The organism is Endomicrobium proavitum (assembly GCF_001027545.1).
GTDB lineage: Bacteria > Elusimicrobiota > Endomicrobiia > Endomicrobiales > Endomicrobiaceae > Endomicrobium > Endomicrobium proavitum.
In genome coordinates, this window is the sequence record NZ_CP009498.1 from 1,206,858 (window position 1) to 1,229,542 (window position 22,685).

At 39.4% G+C, this 22,685-nt stretch carries 18 protein-coding genes; 4 read left to right on the forward strand and 14 right to left on the reverse strand.

Annotated features, from left to right (window positions below):
• Window positions 1-32 precede the first annotated feature (32 nt).
• From clpB to Epro_RS05255, 10 genes are all read right to left on the reverse strand, one after another.
• Window positions 33-2,642 (reverse strand): ATP-dependent chaperone ClpB, encoded by a 2,610-nt coding sequence (clpB, locus tag Epro_RS05210; protein ID WP_052570938.1) that lies wholly within the window; start codon window positions 2,640-2,642, stop codon window positions 33-35.
• Window positions 2,643-2,870: 228 nt separating this feature from the next.
• Window positions 2,871-3,545, reverse strand: coding sequence for a serine O-acetyltransferase (gene cysE / locus Epro_RS05215; protein ID WP_052571599.1), 675 nt, complete (start codon window positions 3,543-3,545; stop codon window positions 2,871-2,873).
• 86 nt (window positions 3,546-3,631) lie between these two features.
• Entirely contained in the window at window positions 3,632-3,955 is a 324-nt protein-coding gene (locus tag Epro_RS07140) for a hypothetical protein (protein ID WP_052570939.1), read from the reverse strand.
• A gap of 33 nt (window positions 3,956-3,988) precedes the next feature.
• On the reverse strand, window positions 3,989-4,228 hold the full coding sequence (locus Epro_RS05225) for a helix-turn-helix domain-containing protein (RefSeq protein ID WP_052570940.1): 240 nt from the start codon (window positions 4,226-4,228) through the stop codon (window positions 3,989-3,991).
• Between the two features lie 263 nt (window positions 4,229-4,491).
• Window positions 4,492-5,079 (reverse strand): 3'-5' exonuclease, encoded by a 588-nt coding sequence (locus Epro_RS05230; RefSeq protein ID WP_052570941.1) that lies wholly within the window; start codon window positions 5,077-5,079, stop codon window positions 4,492-4,494.
• A gap of 16 nt (window positions 5,080-5,095) precedes the next feature.
• On the reverse strand, window positions 5,096-5,422 hold the full coding sequence (locus Epro_RS05235) for a hypothetical protein (RefSeq protein WP_052570942.1): 327 nt from the start codon (window positions 5,420-5,422) through the stop codon (window positions 5,096-5,098).
• Between the two features lie 2 nt (window positions 5,423-5,424).
• On the reverse strand, window positions 5,425-6,465 hold the full coding sequence (locus Epro_RS05240; RefSeq protein WP_052570943.1) for a tetratricopeptide repeat protein: 1,041 nt from the start codon (window positions 6,463-6,465) through the stop codon (window positions 5,425-5,427).
• Window positions 6,456-7,973 (reverse strand): MBL fold metallo-hydrolase, encoded by a 1,518-nt coding sequence (locus tag Epro_RS05245; protein WP_052570944.1) that lies wholly within the window; start codon window positions 7,971-7,973, stop codon window positions 6,456-6,458. Before Epro_RS05245 ends, Epro_RS05240 begins: the two co-directional genes overlap by 10 nt.
• 147 nt (window positions 7,974-8,120) lie before the next feature.
• Window positions 8,121-9,767: an arginine--tRNA ligase gene (gene argS / locus Epro_RS05250; protein WP_052570945.1), complete on the reverse strand. Its 1,647-nt coding sequence runs from the start codon at window positions 9,765-9,767 to the stop codon at window positions 8,121-8,123.
• A 40-nt stretch (window positions 9,768-9,807) separates the two neighbouring features.
• Window positions 9,808-10,308: a nitroreductase family protein gene (locus Epro_RS05255; RefSeq protein WP_144412052.1), complete on the reverse strand. Its 501-nt coding sequence runs from the start codon at window positions 10,306-10,308 to the stop codon at window positions 9,808-9,810.
• A gap of 64 nt (window positions 10,309-10,372) precedes the next feature.
• On the opposite strand from Epro_RS05255, the gene Epro_RS05260 reads away from it, so the two are divergent.
• From Epro_RS05260 to Epro_RS05270, 3 genes are all read left to right on the forward strand, one after another.
• Window positions 10,373-12,631, forward strand: a complete 2,259-nt coding sequence (locus Epro_RS05260; RefSeq protein ID WP_052570947.1) for an ATP-dependent helicase — start codon at window positions 10,373-10,375, stop codon at window positions 12,629-12,631.
• 34 nt (window positions 12,632-12,665) lie between these two features.
• Window positions 12,666-13,973, forward strand: coding sequence for an SPL family radical SAM protein (locus tag Epro_RS05265; protein WP_052570948.1), 1,308 nt, complete (start codon window positions 12,666-12,668; stop codon window positions 13,971-13,973).
• 117 nt (window positions 13,974-14,090) lie between these two features.
• Window positions 14,091-18,122, forward strand: a complete 4,032-nt coding sequence (locus Epro_RS05270) for an autotransporter outer membrane beta-barrel domain-containing protein (RefSeq protein ID WP_052570949.1) — start codon at window positions 14,091-14,093, stop codon at window positions 18,120-18,122.
• A 130-nt stretch (window positions 18,123-18,252) separates the two neighbouring features.
• Here Epro_RS05270 and Epro_RS05275 read toward each other — a convergent pair whose 3' ends face one another.
• Window positions 18,253-18,618 carry a hypothetical protein gene (locus tag Epro_RS05275; protein ID WP_082121507.1) on the reverse strand — a complete coding sequence of 122 codons (366 nt, stop codon included), beginning with the start codon at window positions 18,616-18,618 and terminating at the stop codon, window positions 18,253-18,255.
• 136 nt (window positions 18,619-18,754) lie between these two features.
• Complete coding sequence (gene nadA / locus Epro_RS05280; protein WP_052570950.1) at window positions 18,755-19,666, reverse strand: quinolinate synthase NadA; 912 nt, start codon at window positions 19,664-19,666, stop codon at window positions 18,755-18,757.
• Window positions 19,667-19,998: 332 nt separating this feature from the next.
• Here nadA and Epro_RS05285 point away from each other — a divergent pair, with 332 nt between their 5' ends.
• The gene (locus Epro_RS05285; protein WP_158409026.1) at window positions 19,999-20,817 is read left to right on the forward strand and encodes a transposase; all 819 of its coding nucleotides are present in this window, start codon (window positions 19,999-20,001) and stop codon (window positions 20,815-20,817) included.
• Window positions 20,818-20,927: 110 nt separating this feature from the next.
• Here the strand turns inward: Epro_RS05285 and metW are convergent, their stop codons facing one another.
• Complete coding sequence (gene metW, locus Epro_RS05290) at window positions 20,928-21,521, reverse strand: methionine biosynthesis protein MetW (RefSeq protein ID WP_052570952.1); 594 nt, start codon at window positions 21,519-21,521, stop codon at window positions 20,928-20,930.
• Complete coding sequence (gene metX / locus Epro_RS05295) at window positions 21,522-22,631, reverse strand: homoserine O-acetyltransferase MetX (protein ID WP_052570953.1); 1,110 nt, start codon at window positions 22,629-22,631, stop codon at window positions 21,522-21,524. It lies immediately after the preceding gene.
• Window positions 22,632-22,685 lie beyond the last annotated feature (54 nt).

The window sequence follows — 22,685 nt, forward strand, 5'->3', positions numbered from 1 at the left end:
CCCGAGCTAAATTAGCTCGGGAATTTTTTTGTTTAATTTATAAGACTTTTCTCAAACTCTAATTCTTGACTGCCCTTCTTGGGAACATCTATTTTTATTGTGTCTCCGTCCTTAAACTCGCCCGCAATCATTTTTGCCGAAAGAGGGTTTAGCAAATAAGTTTGTATGGCTCTTTTTAAAGGACGCGCGCCAAACGCCGGATTATAACCTTTTGAAGAAATAAAATCTTTTGCTTTTTCCGTAAGTTCAACGTGAATTTTTCTTTGCTGCAAACGTTTTTCAAAAGATTTAAGCTGTATATCTATAATTTTGTTAAGCTCTTTTTCTGCGAGTTTGTCAAAAATTATTGTTTCGTCTATACGGTTTAAAAATTCCGGACGAAAACTTCTGTGCAATTCTCCCAAGACTTTATCTTTCACCTCTTTACTGTCGTCAGACTCCTGAATATACTGCGAACCGATGTTAGACGTCATGATAATAACCGTATTTTTAAAATCTACCGTTCTTCCCTGCCCGTCGGTAAGTCTGCCGTCGTCAAAAATTTGAAGCATTACGTTAAAAACTTCGGGGCTTGCTTTTTCTATTTCGTCAAAAAGAACTACGCAATACGGCCTGCGGCGAACGGATTCCGTAAGCTGTCCGCCTTCTTCAAAACCAACGTATCCCGGAGGCGCGCCTATTAAACGAGACACGCTGTGTTTTTCCATATACTCGCTCATATCTATGCGCACAATATTTTTTTCATCGTCAAACATAAGTTCCGCCAAAGCTTTTGCAAGTTCCGTTTTACCGACTCCCGTAGGGCCTAAAAATAAAAACGTCCCTATCGGTTTATTGGGGTCGGAAAGCCCGGAACGGCTGCGGCGCACGGCGTTTGCAATTGCCGTTATGGCTTCCTCCTGACCTACAACGCGCTCGTGCAGCGCGCTTTCCATTTTAAGAAGTTTTTGCGTTTCGCCTTCCATCATTTTGTTAACGGGAATGCCCGTCCACTTGCCGACAACTTCGGCTATATCTTCCTCGTCAACTTCTTCTTTCAGGAATTTCGTTCCTTTTTGAAGAGTTTGCAAAACTTTATTTTCTTTTTCCAGCTCCTGCTGCGCCTGCGGAATTTTTCCGTAGCGAATTTCCGCCACGGCGTTAAGGTCGCCGGTGCGCTCGGCCTTTTGTTCTAAAATTTTAAAATCTTCAATTGAGGCTTTAAGTTTCCTTATTTTTGAAATTGAAGATTTTTCTTTTTCCCACTGTTTTTTCATTTGAGCGGATTGCGTTTTAAGAGTTTCAATTTCTTTTTCCATTTTTGCCAAACGCTCTTTTGAAGCCGCGTCGGTTTCTTTTTTAACCGCCTGCCGCTCAATTTCAAGCTGGCGAATTTTTCGTTCAACGCCGTCAAGTTCGGCGGGCATGGAATCTATTTCTATTCTTAATTTGCTTGCCGATTCGTCAACCAAATCTATAGCTTTGTCCGGCAAAAATCTGTCGGTAATATAGCGCGCGGAAAGAGTTGCCGCCGCAACCAAAGCGGAATCTTTTATTTTTACGCCGTGATGAACTTCGTATTTTTCTTTTATTCCGCGAAGTATTGCAATTGTATCTTCCACCGACGGCTCGCCGGCAAAAACCGGCTGAAAGCGGCGCTCTAACGCCGCGTCTTTTTCTATGTATTTTCTGTATTCGTCAAGCGTTGTGGCGCCCACAAGTTTTAACTCGCCGCGCGCCAGCATAGGCTTTAACATATTTGCCGCGTCAACCGCGCCTTCGGACGCGCCCGCGCCGACTATAGTGTGAAGCTCGTCTATAAACAAAATAACGTTTCCCTGCGCAGACTGAATTTCTTTCAGCACGGCTTTAAGGCGGTCTTCAAACTCGCCCCTGTATTTTGCGCCCGCAATAAGCGCGCCCATATCTAAAGCTATAACTTTTTTATCTTTTAAAGATTCCGGCACGTCGCCCGAAACTATGCGCTGCGCCAAACCCTCTACAATTGCAGTTTTGCCCACGCCCGGCTCTCCTATTATTACAGGATTATTTTTTGTTCTGCGCGATAACACCTGCACGCAGCGGCGAATTTCCTCGTCGCGCCCTATAACAGGGTCAAGCTTTCCGCGTTTTGCAAGCTCGGTTAAATCTCTTCCGTATTTTTCCAGCGCCTGATATTTATCTTCCGGATTTTGGTCTGTAACGCGCTGGTCTCCGCGAATGGCTACAAGCGTTTTTAAAATTGCGTCTTTTGTAAGCGAATATTTTTTAAGAATTTTTGCGGCATCCGCCAAACCGTCGTCAACAAGAGCAATAAGAATGTGTTCGGTGGAAACAAATTCGTCTTTTAAATCTTTTGCGATTTTTTCGGAATTATTTAAAATTTTATTTAGCGTTTGCGAAACGTAAAGATTGCCGCCGTGCACTTTAGGTTTTTTTTCAATTGCGTCAAGCAAATCTTTTTCTATGTTTGCCGTAATCATGCTTTCCTGACCGGCAGCGGAAGATTTTTTTATTATTTCGCCGACAGTGCCGGCGTCTTGTTTTACCAATGCGTATAATAGATGTTCCGCAGAAAGCTCCTGATTGCCGTAATCCTGCGCAACACTTTGCGCCGCCGCAAGCGCTTCCTGAGACTTAATAGTAAATTTATTTAAATTCATTTTTCCTCCATATCTTTTGTATCTTTGCAGCTCGCGCACTCATAAGGGAAATTAACGACCCTGCTATTTATTACCTTTTACCTATTACTTATTCTTTATTACTTACCGTTACTTACCCTCCTACCTTCTTATCATCTTACTTATTATTTATTACCCGCCGTTATTAGCACTCTAATAATTTGATTGCTATTTTAGCGCAAAAAGCAAAACTTGTCAACGGGAAAATTTTTAATTTTTATCGGAATTTTTTTTGAGCTGGGTTTGAAAATCTTCTATGATTTGATTGAGTTTCTTTTCAGACTTGATTTGCTCTTCTAAAACAAAACGCATAACGTCTGTAATAGGGTCGGGCAGCTTTGCGTGCTCAAGTTTTTCAACTTCCTGTTCAGAATATCCAAGACTTATTCTTGCAGGCACGCCGACAGCGGTAGCGTTTGCGGGGACATCGTGCGTAACAACGGACGCCGCGCCTACTCGCGCGTTGTCGCCTACGGTAATTGCGCCAAGAACTATTGCGTTTGAGCCGAGAACAACGTTGTTGCCTATGGTAGGATGTCTTTTTTCTTTTTTAAGCGAAGTGCCGCCAAGAAGCACTCCTTTATATATAAGCACGTCGTCGCCGATTTCCGCAGTTTCTCCTATAACAACGCCCATGCCGTGATCTATAAAAAGGCGTCTGCCTATCTGCGCGCCCGGATGAATTTCTATGCCTGTTAAAAATCTGCCTATGTGCGACGCAAAACGCGCCAAAAAATAAAATTTAAACTTCCAAATTTTATGCGCAAAACGATGAATTATTACGGCGTGCAGCCCGGGATAGCAAAACAAAACCTCAAGCCAGGAACGAGCCGCCGGGTCTTCGTTAAAAATATTTTTTACGTCTTCTTTAAGCATTCCAAACATACGCAAATTATACAAAATATTTATTTAACAAACAAAAAACCGGCAACGCTTTAAAGCGCCGCCGGTTTTATAAAATATTTTAATGCTTATTTCTTTTTGCCTTTTTTTGCAACTTTCTTTTTTGCAGCTTTTTTAACAACTTTTTTTGCAACTTTTTTAACGGCTTTTTTTGCCGCTTTTTTCTTTTTTCCGCCTGATACCATTTTAGCTCTGGCTATGTCGCCGGCTTTATCAATAAAATACAAGTAGCCTTTTTCTTTCTTAAGACCAACTTTAGCAACTTTTGCTGTTTTTCCGCCCTTCTTTCCGCCTCTTGCCATTACAGATCTTGAAACATCGCCCTGCTTGTCAATGAAATAAAGATATCCTGATTCTCTTTTTACTCCAACCTTCTGGACTTTTTCTGCCATTTTAGGCCTCCTGTTTGGTAGTGCTGCTTTTTTTTATTTTTTATTTCCGGTATTTGCCGGAAGTTCAAGTTGTAAGTCGTCTTTTTTTGTAACAATTCTTTCTTTAAGCCAGTTGTCTATAATATCTTTTGAAAATCTATACTGCCTGCCTATTTTTGACGCCGGAATTTTTTTCAACTTTATAAGGCTATAAATTTTGGACTTACCGATACCTAAATATTCGGAAAGTTCTTTTATATCCATTATTTGTTTATTTGCACTTTTATTTTCCATATTTTATTGTTCTTTGCTGTTTATTCTTATCTTATGCCATAATCATATATATTCTATTATATATTGTCAAGCGTTATTTTTTACTTATGTTTGATGTTGAATTTTTGTGTTTGTTGTTATCTATTGTTATATTTTAGCGAATAAATAATAAATAAGAAGATAAGTAACACCTATATATAATATAAATAGGAGGATAAACAACGGCTTTTTTGCCGGCGCTTATCCTCCTATCCTCTTACCTTCTTATCTTCTAATTTATCTTCTTATTTGCATTCAAAAACCGACGGTTCTATTAAATCTATTCCTTTTCTATACATATTTTTAAATATATATTTTGCTACCGAATGCATTGTGAGAACGTCCGCCATGGCTCTGTGTTTTATATCAACCTCAACGCCAATAGCTGCGGCAATATTTCCCAACACGTTTGAATCAAAAGAAAAATATTGTCTGGCAAGTTTCAGAGTATCTATAAAATACATCTTTTGCGCGGGAACTCCGCTTTCAATTAACTCTTTGTTAACGAAAGATAAATCAAACTGCGCGTTATGGCACACAACTATACTTGAACCTATAAATGCCGCAACATCTTTTGCAACCGCGCTAAAAAGCGGAGCGTCTTTTACCATATCGTCGTAAATAGTGTGAATTTTTGAACTTTCTAAAGAAATAGCGCAGCCGGGATTTATAAGAGTTTCAAATTTTTCTTCGGAGGCGTTTTTTACCTTGAGCATTGCTATCTCAACAATTTTTGCGCCGCGCGCATGGTCAAGGCCGGTTGTTTCAATATCTAAAAAAACCAAATCGTCCGGAGAGTTAGTGTAAAGAGTTTTTATTTTTTCTGTGTTCAAAATTTCTTCCCTAATTTTAATACCAAATAATTTTTATATACGCGGCAAAAACCGCCAAATACCCGAGAGCCGTAAAAATTATCCAGAATATTTTCGGCAGATTTGCTTTCTGCTCTTTTTTTAATATCTCGCATCCCGCTATATAGGCAAACTTTAACAAAAGCGCAATTGCAACCGTTATTAAAAAACACGCCAGCAGCAAAAATGCGTATAAAATAACCGCGCCGAAAATTGCGTTTGCCATTACTCCGCCAAAAAGAGACTGGTCGCGAATTATAAAATAAATTCCGCAGCTCATCAAAAACAAAATTAAAAAATACATCCGTTTTTTATTGTAGAACATGCTTACCTCAAATCTACGCCGGAGCGGCGAAGTTCAACCACGGCCTCGTCGTTGCCGTAATAGGCCGCTTTTTCCAAATATGCAAACGCGTCCGCGTCTCTTCCCCAAACTTTATAAACCATTCCCGCAAGGTAGTTTGCTTTTGCGTCGTCAGGGTTAACGGCAAGCGCTTTCGCGCACATATTTAAAACTTCGTCATACTCAACATTATTGTAATAAATTTCCGCAATTTTCACGTAACCTATGGCAAGCTCGTCGTTTATTTCAATAACTTTCTTATATTTTTCAAGGGCGGCTTGCGTATCTCCCATGAGAACATACATGTCTCCCAAATTGCAATACGCTGCAATAAAAGCGTAATCGTTTGCAATTGCTCTTTCATAATAAGCGGCGGCTTCTTTATATCTTTTTTCTTCAAAAAAAGTATGCCCTATTAAATTATAGAAACCTGCTTTGCTGAAATTGCCCTCAAGAAGCGCTTTCCTGTACCAAGCTCTTGCTTTGTCCATTTTTGCATTTGCGCGAAAACAAACTCCTATTAAAAGATAGGCTTTTTCCAAATTAGGATTTAACTCTATGGCTTTTGCAAGCGTATTTTCGGCTTTCGCAAACAGTTCCGAATTATTTAGAAGCGAAGCCTGCTGATAGTAAGCGTTGCCGAGATAGTAATATATTTCCGCGTTACCGGGGTCAATGTTTACGGCTTTCTTAAAATTTCTTATCGCGCCGTTAAAATTGCCGAGTTTTGTAAGCGCCACAGCGTAACTGAAATAAGCCTGCGGATTGCCGCGGTCAAGTTCCGCGACTTTTGAAAAATATTTAGCGGCTAAAAAAAACCGCTCCTGCATATAGTAAGCGTTTGCTTTTTGCCATAAAACTTCTTTTGAATATCCGATATTTTTTACGCCGTAAATTAACGCGCCCGCTAAAATTAAACCGAGCGTTATAATAACGCTTATTCTTAAATTCGGGTCGCGTATATCTTCAAAAATAGCGTAAAATTTTTTTGAGATAATTTTTATTTTTTCTAAAACTAATCGCATATTATTTTTTGTCCTTGCTCCGGTATAAAAATATTTGTTCTTCCTTCTTTTTCAAGAAGAGTTTTCATATTTTGCGCGGTAGATTTTTCGCAATGTATCAAATAAACGCCGGCGCTTTTACTTTGATTTGAAAGCCAGTATTTAACCGCTTCAAAACCCGGATGATCTGAAAAAATATCGTATTTTTTAATTTCGGCTTTGCTTTTAATTCCGTCTTGCAGCGGTTTGCCTGCAAGAAGCCTACCCGCGTTGCTGTCGGGGCGGACGTAATTTACAATCATTATAAAAACGTCTTTTTTAGGAATTAATTTATTTACAATTCCGGCGGACATTCCCAAAGACATATCGCCGCTTGCGGATATTAAAACCATTTGTTTGTCATAATTTCTTACCGGCTGAAGTTTTGCGCCCGCGGGAAGCAGTCCGTTTTCGTAAACTTCCGGCAAAAACCAATTGCCTGTTTTATTTTCAATTTCTTTTTTATACAAATTTGTCGCGGCGTTTGCGCTTGGCGAAACGGAGTATATGGGCACATCTTTTGAAAGCGTTCCGTTTTTTTGCATAAGATTTAATTCGTATAAAATTTTTTGCGTTCTGTTAAGGGCAAGCGCGGGAATCCAGACGATTTTATTTTTAGAAATTGCTTTAGCTAAATCTTTTTGAAATTTTTCGTAACTCTCAAAATTTAATTCCTGCGAATCGTTCGCGTAGGTGGACTCCATAAAAATTACGTCGGCTTCAGACGGCGGATTAAACGTTCCTGTAAGCCTTGAGAAACCGCTGCCGAGATCTCCGGAAAATAAAACTTTTTTATTTTCAGCCGAAATCAAAACAGACGCCGAACCCGGAATATGCGCCGCGTTTAAAAGTTCAAAAGTTATGTTTTCAAAAATTGCAACGGGAGAGCTGTATTCTACGGTTACAAAACGTTTTGCTATTTTATCGGCTTCAATTTTAGAGCAGTCTTTGCAAAGAACAAATTTGATATTTTCTTTTGCGCAAATATCAGCCGACAGCATTTCGCTTTCCGAATACTCAATATTTTTTATGCCGCTTGCGCAGCCGTCAGTCCAATGTATAACAACGGTATTTCCGAAATCTTTAGCTTTTTGCGCTTGGTTTGCCGACCAGTACCAGCGCCTTGAAATTAAATCAAGCCCCGAGCGGTTGGCGATAAGATTTAAAACAATTTCTTTAGTTGCCGGCGTAGAATATATATTTCCTTTAAAACCTTTATCCAAAAGCAAAGGCGTTCTTCCCGCGTGATCTAAATGCGCGTGAGTTAAAATTAACGCGTCGGCATTTAAAACTTCCGGCGGAAAAAATAAGTTGTCGCCTTCGCCGGCCATAAATATTCCGCAGTCTATTAATATTTTTTTATCAGCGGCTTCATACAAAAAATTACTTCCCGAAACCACTCCCGCCGCCCCGTAAGGCGTAACGGAAACTTCAGCGAAAGAAAATGATGCGAAAATTAAAAAGATATAAATTAAAATAAATTTTTTCATTATCTAAATATGCCGTTTATAGTTAATTGAACTTTAAAAGATATAAAGAGAACAGCCAATATGCAGCAAGCATGGATCCCAGATACAGACGCTCGGGAATGACACTTTGTGTCACTTTTCACTTTTAACTTTCCACTTTGCCGTTAACTACATTTTTTCAGGAGATGATACGCCTAATATATCCAATCCGTTTTTAATTATTATCACTACGGCTTCAAGAAGTTTAAGCCTTGCGGACGTCAATGCGCTGTCGTCGCTAAGCACGCGGCATTTCTCGTAAAATTTATGGTAGTTGTCCGCAAGTTCTATTAGATATTGCGTAAAGTGATGCGGGCTGAAAGTTTTTTCGCAAAGAGCCAAAGTATCGCCGAAAGCGGAAAGTTTTTTTATCAAATCGCGCTCTTGTTTTTCTTTAAGCAAAGACAGATCCGGGTTTAAATTTATATCGGCGCGTTTTTTGCTTTCGGTAAAAATAGAGTTGCAGCGCGCGTTAACATATTGCACATAAAAAACAGGGTTTTCGCTGGACTGTTTTTTTGCAAGTTCCAAATCAAAATCTAACTGCGAGTCCGGAGCGCGAAGCAAAAAGAAAAATCTGCACGCGTCTTTGCCTACCTCGTCAACAACCTCTTTTAAAGTTATAAATTCGCCGGTGCGGGTGGACATTGTCACAGGCTGACCGCCGCGAACAAGAGAAACAAGCTGATACAAAATAACTTTTAACGCGGATTGCGCAAAACCAAGCATTTGCACGGACGCGTTAATTCTTGCAACGTATCCGTGATGGTCTGCGCCCCATAAATTTACAAGTTTTGTAAAACCGCGTTCAAATTTATTTTTATGATACGCAACGTCGGACGCCAAATAAGTATATCTTCCGTCGGAGCGTTTTAAAACCCTGTCTTTATCGTCGCCGAATTTTGCGGAAGCAAGCCACAGCGCTTCGTCTTTAACGTAAGCGTCGTCTTTAGAAAGCAAAAATTCGCAAGCTTTATCAACTTCGGTTTTGCCGTCTTTATCTTTTTTTGCCGCTATAAGACCTTCGGAAAACCAGTTGTCAAAAGTTACTGCAAAATCTTTTAAATCGTCTTCAATAGTTTTTAAAATATCTTTAACGGCTTCTTCTTTAAAATTTATTTCGCTTTCAGGCTTGCCTTCTTTAATAAGACGCGCGGCGATGTCTTTTATGTAATCGCCCTGATAATGATCAGGCGGAAAGGGGATATCATTGCCTTTTAATTGTTGATATCTGATTTGCGTTGACTCGGCTAAAACAAGCATTTGGTTGCCTACGTCGTTTAAGTAATACTCTTTTTTTACGTCGTAGCCCAAACGTTTTAAAACTTTTGCCAAAGAGTCGCCTATTGCCGCGCCGCGCCCGTGACCTATGTGCAGCGGCCCCGTAGGATTTGCGGAAACAAATTCAACCATAACTTTTTCTTTATTTTTTGCGGGCTGGCTTGCGTAATTATCTTTTTCATTCAATATTTTTGTAAGTTCTTTATACAACACTTCATTTTTTAAAGTTAAATTTATAAAACCGGCGCCGGCAATTTCGCTTTTTTCAATTTCCGGCATTTCTTTTGAAATAATATCTATCAGCTCCTGCGCCACAACGCGGGGATTTGTTTTAATTTTTTTTGCTATAACCATAGCCGCGTTAACCGCAAAATCAGCGTCAATATTTTTCGGCGGAACTTCAACGCTGAAATTTATTTTTTCCCGCAAACCTTTTGCAGCGGCAAAACTTGCTGTGATATTTTCAAGTTTTTGAGTAGTTTGTTGTTTAATCATTTAATTATTCCGTATCGTTAATTTATTTTTAATGCTATTTCTACTGCCATTTTTCGTATTTAATTTTTTCGGGCTGCCAGCCGTTTTTCGGCGGATTGTTATCTGCGGATTTTCCTATAACTATAAGTGAAAACGGTTTTATATTTTTCGGCAAATTAAAAAGTTTTTTGAAAGCGTCCATTCTTTTGTCGTTGCCGTAAATTCCGCACCACACGCTGCCGTAACCTTTTGCCGTAGCGGCAAGCAAAGCGTTTTGCGTTACCGCGGCGCAATCTTGAGGAAGATAATTTTCATAAACTTTATCGGCATCGCCAACAACTATAACGGCCGCGGGAGCGCCCAATATCATTTGAGCGGCTTCATGAATTTGCGCTATTTTTTTATGCGTTTCTTTGTCTTTAACGACTATAAATTCAAAAGGTCTTCGGTTGCATGCCGTAGGCGCAGACATTGCCGCGCGCAATATATATTGCAAATCTTCGTCTTTAACAGGGTCGTCCGTGTATTTTCTAACGCTTTTTCTTTCAAGCAAAATATCCATTTTTCCCTCCGATATAATTATTAAATATATGTCTATTATATCATTTTTGCTATAATACTTCACTATGGACAATTCCCTGTTTGACAATCTAAATCAGTCGCAAAAAGACGCGGTTTTGTGCACCGAAGGGCCCCTCATAATTTTTGCGGGCGCGGGCACGGGCAAAACGCGCGTTATAACGCACCGCATAGCGCATTTGCTTTCTAAAGGCGTTAAACCCTGGCAAATTCTTGCGGTAACTTTTACCAACAAAGCCGCCGGAGAAATGAAAAAACGCGTTAACGATTTAGCGCCGGGCGCAGGCGCAAACGTTTCAGTTTCTACGTTTCACTCTTTCTGCGCGTATTTTTTGCGCGTTGAAGCGTCAAAAATAAATTTGAACCCGGATTTTTTAATATACGATTTTGCCGACCAAAAAAACGTGGTTAAAGACTGTTTAAAAGAATTAAATATTGACGAAAAAAAATACAAACCTTCCACCGTTGTGGACAGAATCAGCCGAGCAAAAGACGATTTAAAATTTCCCTCCGATATGGCTGCCGATGCGCAAGCCAACGGCGATTTTTTCGGCACAACAATTGCAAAAGCTTACGCGCTATATCAAAAAAAATTAGAGCTCGCTTCCGCGTTAGATTTTGGCGATTTAATTATGCGCGTAGTTGTAGCTTTGCGGCAATATCCCGCGCTTCTTGAACATTACCAGCAAAAATACAAATACATTTTGGTTGACGAATATCAAGACACAAATCACGCGCAATACGTTTTAACAAAACTCCTTGCGCAAAAACATCAAAACATATGCGTAGTCGGAGATGACGATCAAAGCGTTTACAGCTGGCGCGGCGCGGATATTACAAATATTTTAGATTTTGAGAAAGATTATCCTTCGGCAAAATCCGTTAAGCTTGAACAGAATTACCGCTCAACGCCGAAGATTTTAGAAACGGCTTATAAAGTTGTTAAAAATAATCAGGGACGCATAGAGAAAAAACTTTGGACGCAAAATGCGGATGACGGCGGCGTATCGGTTGTAAAATCCGCAAATGAAAACGAAGAGGCGGCGAGGGTTGTGGATTTAATAACAATTAATTCGCAAAACGAAAAATATAATTTATCGGACTTTGCGGTTTTTTACCGCACCAATGCGCAAAGCCGCGTGTTTGAAGACGCGTTCAGAAGAGCCGGAATGTCTTACGCTGTTATAGGTACTCTGCGATTTTACGACCGCGCGGAAATTAAAGACATTATGGCTTACTTAAAATTAATTCATAACCCCAACGACAACGTAAGTTTTAAAAGAGTTATAAACGTTCCGCGACGCGGGATAGGCAAAACTTCAATGGAAAATTTAGAAAAATTTGCCGGCGGACAAGGCTTATCAATTTGGCAGACGTTAGACCGCGCAAACGAAGCGGGCATCAACAAAGGCGCAATAAACGCGCTCAACGCTTTTGCGGAATTTATAAAAGCTTTCATGCATTTAAAAGAAACGGAAAGCGTAAAAGAAATTGCGCAAAAAATTATAACGCATTCCGGCTATCTCAAAGAACTTGAAGACGAAAACACTCCGGAATCTAAAACAAAAATAGAAAATATTCAGGAATTAATTTCCGCAATAGAAGATTTTGAGCAGCGCTCCCCCGACAACAAAACTCTTTCGGATTATTTAACGCAAATAGCTTTGATAAGCGACACTGATTCTTTGGACGATTCCAACGGCAAAGTAACTCTTATGACGCTGCACCTTGCAAAAGGTTTGGAGTTTGACAATGTGTTTATATGCGGGCTTGAAGAAGGACTTTTTCCTATCGGGGAATCCGCATTTAACCCCGAAGAACTTGAAGAAGAAAGAAGATTAATGTATGTAGGCATGACAAGAGCCAGAAAACATTTATATTTATGCTGGGCGTCCGAAAGAACGGTTTACGGAAAAACCAGATGGAATATGGCGTCGCGCTTTATTACCGAAGCAGGCTTTAAAGACGAGTTTACGCAAAGTCCGGAACCAAAACCGTTTTTTAACCGCGGTTTTAACAGAGCAAAATGGAACGCTACTTCAAAAACAGAGCCGAAATATCAAAAAGACGATACTTACGATTACATTCCTTCCGACGACGATATCATAAAAGACGAACCGCTTTATACGCCGGTTTCCGACAACAGCCCTTATAAAATAGGCGCGCTTGTGCGCCACCCTGTTTTTGGAAACGGAAAAATTATAGAAAAAACCGGCGCCGGCAACGACGTAAAACTTGTCGTTTTATTTGAAAACGGCCAGTGGAAAAAACTTCTTGCAAGAGTTGCAAATTTAACTTTGGTTTAACAAAAAAATAATACGGTTAAGTTGGATTTTATAAATGGCAGATAATTTTGAAACTCTTTTTGAAAAACGTTTCCCGAAATTCGGCGTAAATAAATCGCGCGAAATATTCAGGCTTATCAAAGAAATTTCTAAAATATCGCAATTAAGCGACGTTCAAGTTTTAAATTCTATAACGGAAAACAATTACGAAGCCGTAAAAAACAATCTTCTGCAAAAAAGATATCCTAAAACTTTTCACTTTGCAAAAAAAGATTCTTTTTATCTTCCAAAATACGCCGTTAACCCTGATTTTGCCGTTGATATAAAAAAACCCGAAGGGTTCGGGTTTAAAACTGTTTTTTACGAACCGTCGGCAAAAAATACAACGGTATTTGAAAACGTTAAAAAACTTTTTCCTGCCGCGGCTTTTACCGAAATAGAATCGTTAAAATCTTATACTGCCGGTAAAGATTTTACGTTAAAAGATTATAATTCCAGAGGCGAACGCTTATTTTTAGTTAAAGAAAAATACGATTTCTTTAAAAAATGCCCCTGCACAAAAAACGTTGTAAACTGCGGCTACTCAATAATGAACTTGGGCATGGGCTGCATTTACGACTGCACTTATTGTTTTCTGCAAGCTTACCAAAATATCGGCGCAATTGTTTTGCCTTGCAACATAGAAGATTATTTAAAAGAAGAAAAACTTGTTTGGCAAACCTCGGAAATTTTTAATTACAAACGCATAGGCAGCGGCGAATTTACAGATTCGTTAATTTTTGACCATATCACTAACTTTTCAAAAGATATCATCGCCTTTTTTAAAAAACGCCATGATATCTTTTTTGAATTTAAAACAAAAAGCGTAAATATTAAAAATCTGCTTAATTGCGGCGGACAAAAAAATATAGTTGCCGCGTGGAGCGTAAACTCTCAAAAAATGTGCGAAGAAAACGAGCTAAAAACCCCGCCGCTTGCCGCAAGGCTTTCCGCCGCGCGCGAATGCGCAAAAGCAGGTTTCAGCACAGCGTTTCATTTTGATCCGATAATTTTTTACGACGGCTGGAAAGAAGGCTACAAAGAAACTATAGACATGATTTTTGATACGGTAGCGCCTGAAAGCATAAAATGGATAAGTCTTGGCACGCTTAGAATGCCCGCCGCTCAAAAACAGGTTATGGAAAACCGTTTTCCAAAAACAAATATTTTAAACGGAGAGTTTCTTTTAGGACAAGATTACAAACTGAGATACGCCAAAAGTTTAAGAGTAGAAATTTATAAATATATTGCAGAATTAATAAAAGCAAAAAAATCCAAAGCGGTTGTTTACTTATGCATGGAAGACGAGAACTGCAGCCGCTAATTACTTTATTGTAACAATTTATATCTAACGACACTCTATTAAATTGTCATGCAATATAGTATAATAACGACTTCAATAACAAAATAACTATAAATTAAATAGCGAGAGGTAACAAAAATGTGTTCTCAAAAGCAGTTTTTAAGTTTTTGTAAATGTTTGGCTGTAGCGGCGGTATTTTTGTTTTTTGCAGTTTTTGGCATTAAACCGGCAAATGCCGATGCATTCACTTTTGAAAGCTTGAAAAATTTTTTGGAGAGCGCTTCAAATACAAACATCAGTTTTAGCAGCGCAAACTACGCCGTAGCCGGAGCCCCCTATAGTATTACCGCTTCAAGCGTGGCGGGCTCTATTAAAACGCTTACATTCGGTTACGGCAACTATACTCTTGACGCTGAATTATATATAGGAAGAATTACAAACGATAAAAATCTTACGTTAAATTTTTACGCTCCAAACACTGATACGGTTTTAACGTTTACTAACTTTAAAACTATAGATACCGTAGGCGGAGGAGTATTTAGACAAAACGCAGACGCGGCAACAACTTCAAACATTAGTTTTGACGGAGCTTTGGGCGTAAAATTTATTGATAATATCACAATGAATTTCTTTGACAACTTTGGCGGAGGCGGAGCTATTTATAACAGCGCGCAAGGCGGCAACGGCGCAGCTTCTTTCAATTTTGGCGGCTTGGCTCAGTTTTTGGGCAACTCCGTAAATTTTGACGGCTCTTTGGTTGATAATACTACATCAAACAATCTAAACTACGGCGGAGGCGGAGCAATACTAAACACCGTTTCAGGCAGCAATAGCAACGCATCTTTTACCTTTGGCGGTTTGACGGAATTTACCGGCAACTCTTCAAATTTTAACGGAACTTGGCGTATCAATTTTCTTAATGCAGGACACTCCGTAGCAGCCTATGCCCCGGGCGGAGCGGCAATTTACAACAGCGTTTCAGGCGGTAGCAATATTTCTTCATTTACCTTTGGCGGTTTGACAAAGTTTACCGGCAACTCCGCGAATTTTGACGGAGAGTGGCACATCAATTTTATAGGCAGCAACAACACTCTGTCCATATACGGCGGAGGCGGAGCGGCAATTTACAACACTATACAAGGCGGAAAAGCCTCTTTTGCCTTTAACGATGCCGCTGAGTTTACCGGCAACTCTACAAGTTTTAACGGAATTTTGGATATTGATTATACTTCCACAATGAACACCGTGCACAAAAACGGAAGAGGCGGAGCGGCAATTTACAACACCATAAACAACAATGGCGTCGCTTCTTTTACCTTTGGCGGTTTGGCAAAATTTAACAGCAATTTCGCGCAAGGCACAGGCATAGACGCTTATGGCGGAGCGATATACAACAACGCGCAAAGCGGCAATACATCCTTTGCATTTGCCGGTTTTGCGGAATTTTCCGACAACTATACGCATGCCACAAACAGCAACGCCCAAGGCGGAGCTATTTACAGCTACCTTAACAACAACGCCAATATCTCTTTTGCATTTAACAATTCGGCAAGTTTTATCCGCAACTCGGCAAAAGGTATAGGCAGCGGTTATTCCGGCGGCTATGGCGGAGCTATTTATAACACTCTCTTTAACGGCGCCAAATCTTCTTTCACTTTCAACAGCTTGGCTAGTTTTGAGGGAAATTCAATTAACAAAGGAATAACTGCCGGCGGTTTTGGTTATGGCGGAGCTATTTACAACAATCCTTTCTTTAGCTCCAATGCTTCTTTCACTTTTGGCGACAGAGCAAAATTTATTGGCAACTATGGGTTAGGCAGCGTTAGAGGCGGAGCGATATACAGTTCTTCCATTGACCAATCAACCTCAACATTTACTTTTGAAAGTCCTGCGGAGTTTACCGGCAACTATGTGCAAGGCGGCAATGTATTCGCAGGGGCAATCTACAGCGAAGGGTCATTCTCCAACTATGGACCCAGCTATTACTCCTCCGACATTTTTGTTTTTGAAGATTCTGCGGAATTTACCGGCAACTATGCTATAGGCAACTATATGTCTTATGGCGGAGCAATTGCCGCTGTCAGTAACGGTTCAATAATTTTTAACGGGACAACGCGGTTTGCAAATAATTACGTTGCTGCCGGCGGTTTGTTAGAAGGCGTTAATGCCTTTGGCGGAGCTATTTATGTGGGAAGCGCAAAAATAACATTTAATATCGCTGCAGGCGATAGCGTTCTCTTTAGCGGAAATTTGGCAAGCGGAGCGCCTAACGACATATATCTTGATTTGGGCGCCTCATTAATTATAAATTCCACAGGTTCTGTAGTTATGGAAGGCGGTATCTTAAGCCATGAAATGACCGGCGCCGATAACTCTATAAAAGTAGAAAAAAATGGTTCCGGATTATGGGTGTTAGGCGGAAGAAACGAAATATACGGCGATGTATATCTTAACGGCGGAGCGTTAAGTTTTTTAAAAACGTATGCCGATAAAAACACAGTTAAGACAGTATATAAAGGCGACAAGTTGTCTGTAGGCGTTAATGCCGCGTTAGATTTAAGCAGGAACGGGTTGAGTGAATTTGTAATTTCAAATGAAACGGCAAGCGGTTGGTTAGATAAAGTAGAAGTTTCCAGTTTTGCCATTAACGGCGGCAGCGTATATGTTGACATTAAAAATGACGGCAAGAGCGACCAAATTATTACCGTCGGCGCCGTTTTAGACGATATGCAGCTATATTATCGCCCGCGTTACGGCGTTTATGAAAGCGGAACAATATATGATATTGTAATATCTACACTGCAAATAAACACAAACGGCAATTATAACGTAATTATAGACAGCCGAGCATTGGTATTTCAAAACGGAAGTTTATCTGCGCAAGGTATGTTTTCTAACGACGATAAAAAATTCCAAATTAAATTAATGAATGATGCAACAGTGCGGACAACGGTAGTGTCTTCCGATTTTTTAAGCGTTGACAGCGTTAGAAGTTTTAACCAAAAAAGCGTGGCTAACGCGTTAGATGTATGGACGCACAGATATATTGCAGGCGGCGGGCAAGACAATGCGTTTACAGATATGTTGCAAGACGTAAGTTTTAGCGCCGGCGCGGTTATAGATCAATTTACAAAAGAAGCAACGGCATATTTCTTATCAAATATTTTGAGACAACCCGGTTTGGACGAATCTTCTCGGGAAATATACGGGGCAATAGAACAGGCAGGCGCATGGGCTAACTTTTTTGGCGAAATAAACAGCATAGGCGACAACGATAACTCAGGCAAATATGAAAACAGCGCAGCCGGCGCAACAGTTGGATATAATATTGCTTTAAATAATAACTTGGTTGTAGGAGCTTTTGGCAAATATCGCGCAGACAGCGCTAAGCAGGCGGCAAGTAAGGCTAACATTAACAGCTTTGGCGGCGGTTTATACGCCCAAACAAAAACTGAAGTTTGGGATTTAAAACTTTTAGTTAACGCAATGCAAAATAAATATGACATTAGCCGCAATATAGATGTTGCAATTTACGGCGGGGTGGCAAAGTCAAGTTTTGACGGATTGACTATCGGCGGAGATTTAGAATTCGGCTTAAAAGTAAACATAGCAAAATACGAAGGCTTGACATTTAGACCGTTTGCAGGCTTGCAAGTTGCGCAGGTATCTTATGAAGATATAAAAGAAACCGGCAGTTCGCAATTAAATTCAGTTATTGGCGGCGGCAGTTATTCAAGGACAGTTGCAAGAATAGGCGCCGGCTTAGAACGGAACCTGCAAAAATATAAATGGTATGCTCGCGCGGATTTGCGAGCTTTGGTAAGCGCTAACGACGGCAAAATAGAACAGAAACTTCTTGATGCCGGCGCGGCATTTGATGCTTTTGAAGTAAAAGGGTATAAAGAATCTATACTAAAAGCCGGTATTGCCGTAGGCGGCAGCGTTGAGCTTTCGCAAATTTTTAGTTTATTTGGCGGATTACAAGGGTTGCTTGGCGATGAATATGTTGAAGGGCAGGTTAACGCCGGCTTAAAAATTGAATTTGGCGGCAATGCTGCGGCAGAAATTGCCAAACACACGGAACTGTCCCCTATAAGCGCGCAAAGCTTTAACAAGATAGATGATGATATGAATGATATGCCGGATGATTTACAAAATGCCCTTAGATAAGAAACGGTAAATATAGAAATACTTTCTTCTAATATAATAGTAATTATGTTTAGTTCACAAAAAAAAAGAAGAGCCAAAGAAATTAATCTTTGGCTCTTCTTTTTTGTCTATTAAACCGATAGTTTAAAGTTTATTTTGACGGCGTTGCTGCAGATCCGCTTCCCTGCTGTAAAACTGTGCCTTCTACTTCATATCCTTGTTGACCAAATATAATAACGCTCCATCCTGACCAACTTACAACACCGTCGGCAAGAGCTACGGCGTCGTTATCTTGTTCTATCGTAGTATCAATTGCCGTTTTCAAATTTGGAGTTGCTAAAGGAATTCCAAGAATATAAAAAGGTTTATGTTTGCCTTTCACTCTTTTACCTTTCTGAAAACTTTGAGACAAGCTAACATTTTTTGTTGAAATTACGGTAAAATCCGTAACTCTGTGATGACAACCTGCAAGAGCAATAACTCCAAAGAAAAATACTGCCAAAAACACGCCTTTCATAAACTCTCCTTTTTTGTGTAGTCATTTACTAAACATAACTACTATTATAGGACAGATTATAAAACCAACGGTGTCAAGGTGCCATCGGGGTGTTGACCCAAATCGGGTCAACTTGATTTACTGACCCATTGTCGTTTTAAGCGCTTTGAATTTTTAACATTCTTTCAATGGGGAGGTAAGCTTTTTTTCGGATTTCTTCGGGGACGGTTACAATGTTTGTTTCGTTGAATAGAACGTCTAAAACTTTTGCGAGCGTGATTTTTTTCATATTGGGACACACTGCAAGAGAGGAAACGGGATAGAATTTTTTATCAGGATTTTCTTTTTGGAGTTTATATAAAATACCGGTTTCGGTTCCTATTATAAATTCTTTTTTAGAGCTTGTGGGCACGTATCTGCACATTACGCCCGTGGACATTGCATGGTCTGCAAGCGCCGCAACTTCAGGACGGCATTCCGGGTGAACTAAAATTTCCGCATTCGGGTGTTCCGCTTTTGCTTTTAAAATATGTTCGGGCAGCATTAAATTATTGTGCGTAGGGCAAAAGCCGTTCCAAATAAACATTTCTTTCCCCGAATTTTTTTGAACGTAACTTCCCAAATTTCTGTCGGGAACAAAAATTATATCGCCGCTTTCAACGCTTTTAACAACGTTTAACGCGTTTGAGGACGTGCAGCATATATCACTTTCGGCTTTAACCGCCGCCGAAGTATTTACGTAAGCAACAACCACGGGATTTTTATATTTTGATTTTAATTCTTTTAAAGCGGAAGCGGTTATCATGTCCGCCATGGGGCAGCCGGCGTTAACGTCCGGAATTAAAACTTTTTTTTGCGGACTTAAAATTGCCGCCGTTTCAGCCATAAAATGAACGCCGCAAAAAACTATAATATCGGCCTTGGTTTGGGCGGCTTTGCGGCTTAAATCTAAAGAGTCTCCCACAAAATCAGCAACATCCTGAATTTCAGGCAGCTGATAAATATGCGCTAAAATAACGGCGTTTTTTTCTTTCTTAAGTTTATTTAACTTTTCAGTTATTTCGTTCATATAAGTTTATTTTTAATGTTATGCCAAAGCAACAACAAATACCCCGCCCTATCGGGCACCCCTTTTTATAAGGGTTAATGTTCAAAAAGTGTGGTTAAAAGAGGTATTTTTCTAACCAGATTACGACGACAAAAAGAAATATTGATACAATGATTATCAAAAGGGTTTAATAAACGTGTTAAAAACGCTGTAAGTATTGTAAAAGCAATGCCGTAAGAATTCATGGAAAAACAAAGCAAAACAAAACAAGATTTAAGTGTCTTAAATGCTTAAGAACATTTATTTGGAAGAACCGTAGCAACAAACTCAAGAAACAGAAAGTTTGGTTTAAATTGTGGATTACACAAGGCTACACTGTAAAACAATTATCAAAATTGTCAGAGCATTCGCAATCTACAATTAGAAGGACACTTAAATACTGGCTTTCAAAAGAGCCTAATCTTTGTGATGAAAAAGAGCTGTCAAAAATCACACATGTTCTTTATGATGCAACATATTTTCACAGAGGCAATTGCTTTTTGGTTTTGGCTGATAACAAAACAAAAAAGATATTTTTCTGCGAATTTGTTAGAAGCGAAAACTATCAGCAAGCAAGAAACTATTTTGATAGATTAAAAGCATTTGGATTAAGACCAAAAGTTTTAATTTCCGACGCGAATCAAACAATATTGAAAGTCTTTCAAGATGTTTGGGCTAATGCCATAATGCAAAGATGTTTGATCCATGCCAGTTTCCAAACAATCAGGTTTTTGCATAAAAACTCTAAGACAAAAGCGGCGCAAGACTTAAAAAGCATTGCCATTGCCTGCTCAAGAATTAAAAGCCAAAAGAATAAAGAAGAATTTGAAAATGCTTATACAAGCTGGCGTTTGAAATATGAACCTTTTATAAAATCTTTGCCAAATGAAAGCTATGAATACAAAGAAATAAACAAAGCAAATACTTTTTTAAAAGACTCGTTAAAAGATATTTTCTATTTTTTAAAAGATCGTCAAATAGCAAGCAATACGAATTATTTAGAAAATCTATTTAAGACATTAAAAGAAAATATACGCCGTCATAATGGGCTTACTAAAAAACATAAAATCGCTTTTGTTAAATGGTTTTTTTTCTTTAAAAACCCAAAAAAAACCACACTTTTTGAACATTAACCCTTTATAAAAGGGGAATTGACAACACTTGCTCCTTCCTACTTTCTACTTTAACAACTTGCCGTTACCTATCTTCCTACCATCTCACCCTCTTACCATCTACTTCCCCGCTATTTAGAAATTACAAAAACGGCGGTTTGGGCAAAAAAGTTTGGTAAAAAGTTTACCGATTTGTTTGACGTAAAAAAGAACTCGTTTAAAATTTTATAATTTTTACTTTCGCAAAATCTTTTAAAATCCTGTATGCTTAAAAATCTTAAATTCGGCGTGTTATACCACTGATACGGAAGATTTTTTGTTACCGGAGAACGCCCTAAAAACAAATCTCTTCTGGCGGAATAATACGCGAAATTTGGGAAACCTAAAATAATTTTATCCGCAAGTCTGAAACATTCTTCTATAAACGTATCGGCTTTTTGTATTTGCTGTATGCTGTTATACAAAATTACATAATCAAAACTTTTGTCCGGATAGGCTTCTATGGCTCCTTCCATATCGGAATGAAACACCGTAAGACCTTTTTCAACGCAGGAATAAATTGCGTTTTCGTCTATTTCAACGCCTTGCGCGTTAACGTTTTTGGTTTTAATTAAATAGTTCATAAGCTCGCCGCCGCCGCAGCCCAAATCTAAAATTTTGGAATCCGGCTTTATTACGGAAGCTATTTTTGTATATTCAATATGTTCGCTTATTGTTTCAGACATTTATATTTCCTTGCTAACTTTGTTTAAAAAATGTTTTATAAGTTTTGTTTCGCCTTCAACTTCAAGCAAAAACGCGTCGTGACCGTACGTTGATTTTATTTCTATATACGTTGTATTATAGCCTTTAAGCTTTAACTGTTTTACGGTATTTTCAGACTGGTACGACGGATAGAGCCAGTCGGAAGCAAACGATATAACCAAAAATTTTAAATCTTTATTTTTGGCGACGTGTTTATAACCGGAAACGTCAAACAAATCCATGGCTTTTGTTATGTAAAGATACGAGTTGGCGTCAAAACGTTTCGTGAAAGAATCGCCTCTGTATTGCAAATATCCTTCCACTTCAAAATCTGCGGCAAAATCTGCGCCGGAAGAATTGCTTGCGGTTTTTCTGTTGCGCGAAAATTTTTCTTCCATGGATTTATCGCTCATGTAAGTTATGTGTCCAATCATTCTTGCAACCGCAAGACCTCTGTAGGGCTGATGTTTTGCGCCGTAGTAGTCGCCTTTATTCCACTCAACGTCCGCCATAATGGATTGCCTTGCAACTTCATTGAAAGCTATTTGCTGCGGCGAATGTTTCATTGTTGTAGCAATAGGAATTACCGAGTAAAGAGATTCGGGATACGCTACCGCCCACTGCAAAACCTGCATACCGCCCATAGAACCGCCGGCAACAGAAAGCAATTTTTTTATACCGAGAAAATCTATAAGTTTTTTTTGCGCAGACACCATATCTGCAACCGTAATAACGGGAAAATCCAAAGCGTAAGGTTTGTTTGTGTCGGGGTTTATTGAAGAGGGTCCCGTGCTTCCGGCGCACCCGCCTAAAACGTTGGAACATATAACAAAATATTTATCGGTATCAAAAGCTTTTGCGGAACCTATCATGCTGTCCCACCAGCCGGGTTTGTCGTCGCCCGCGTGAAAACCGGCGGCGTGCGCATCGCCGGAGAAAGCGTGCGCAATTAAAATTGCGTTTGTTTTTGCGGCGTTAAGATTGCCGTAAGTTTCATACGCAACAGTAACATTTTTAAGCTCTTGTTTAGATTCTAAAACAAGCTTATCAAACGTAAAGTATTGAGTTTGCGCAGTTAGAATTTTAGCCATAGTTTAATTATACCATAATACAAGCAATTACGAATAAACAACAAATACCCCGCC

Excerpts from the sequence above, each read along its gene's own strand:
- clpB (WP_052570938.1), bottom strand. The coding sequence starts at position 2,642 with ATGAATTTAAATAAATTTACTATTAAGTCTCAGGAAGCGCTTGCGGCG.
- cysE (WP_052571599.1), bottom strand. The coding sequence starts at position 3,545 with ATGTTTGGAATGCTTAAAGAAGACGTAAAAAATATTTTTAACGAAGAC.
- Epro_RS07140 (WP_052570939.1), bottom strand. The coding sequence starts at position 3,955 with ATGGCAGAAAAAGTCCAGAAGGTTGGAGTAAAAAGAGAATCAGGATAT.
- Epro_RS05225 (WP_052570940.1), bottom strand. The coding sequence starts at position 4,228 with ATGGAAAATAAAAGTGCAAATAAACAAATAATGGATATAAAAGAACTT.
- Epro_RS05235 (WP_052570942.1), bottom strand. The coding sequence starts at position 5,422 with ATGTTCTACAATAAAAAACGGATGTATTTTTTAATTTTGTTTTTGATG.
- Epro_RS05240 (WP_052570943.1), bottom strand. The coding sequence starts at position 6,465 with ATGCGATTAGTTTTAGAAAAAATAAAAATTATCTCAAAAAAATTTTAC.
- Epro_RS05245 (WP_052570944.1), bottom strand. The coding sequence starts at position 7,973 with ATGAAAAAATTTATTTTAATTTATATCTTTTTAATTTTCGCATCATTT.
- argS (WP_052570945.1), bottom strand. The coding sequence starts at position 9,767 with ATGATTAAACAACAAACTACTCAAAAACTTGAAAATATCACAGCAAGT.
- Epro_RS05255 (WP_144412052.1), bottom strand. The coding sequence starts at position 10,308 with ATGGATATTTTGCTTGAAAGAAAAAGCGTTAGAAAATACACGGACGAC.
- Epro_RS05260 (WP_052570947.1), top strand. The coding sequence starts at position 10,373 with ATGGACAATTCCCTGTTTGACAATCTAAATCAGTCGCAAAAAGACGCG.
- Epro_RS05265 (WP_052570948.1), top strand. The coding sequence starts at position 12,666 with ATGGCAGATAATTTTGAAACTCTTTTTGAAAAACGTTTCCCGAAATTC.
- Epro_RS05270 (WP_052570949.1), top strand. The coding sequence starts at position 14,091 with ATGTGTTCTCAAAAGCAGTTTTTAAGTTTTTGTAAATGTTTGGCTGTA.
- Epro_RS05275 (WP_082121507.1), bottom strand. The coding sequence starts at position 18,618 with ATGAAAGGCGTGTTTTTGGCAGTATTTTTCTTTGGAGTTATTGCTCTT.
- nadA (WP_052570950.1), bottom strand. The coding sequence starts at position 19,666 with ATGAACGAAATAACTGAAAAGTTAAATAAACTTAAGAAAGAAAAAAAC.
- metW (WP_052570952.1), bottom strand. The coding sequence starts at position 21,521 with ATGTCTGAAACAATAAGCGAACATATTGAATATACAAAAATAGCTTCC.
- metX (WP_052570953.1), bottom strand. The coding sequence starts at position 22,631 with ATGGCTAAAATTCTAACTGCGCAAACTCAATACTTTACGTTTGATAAG.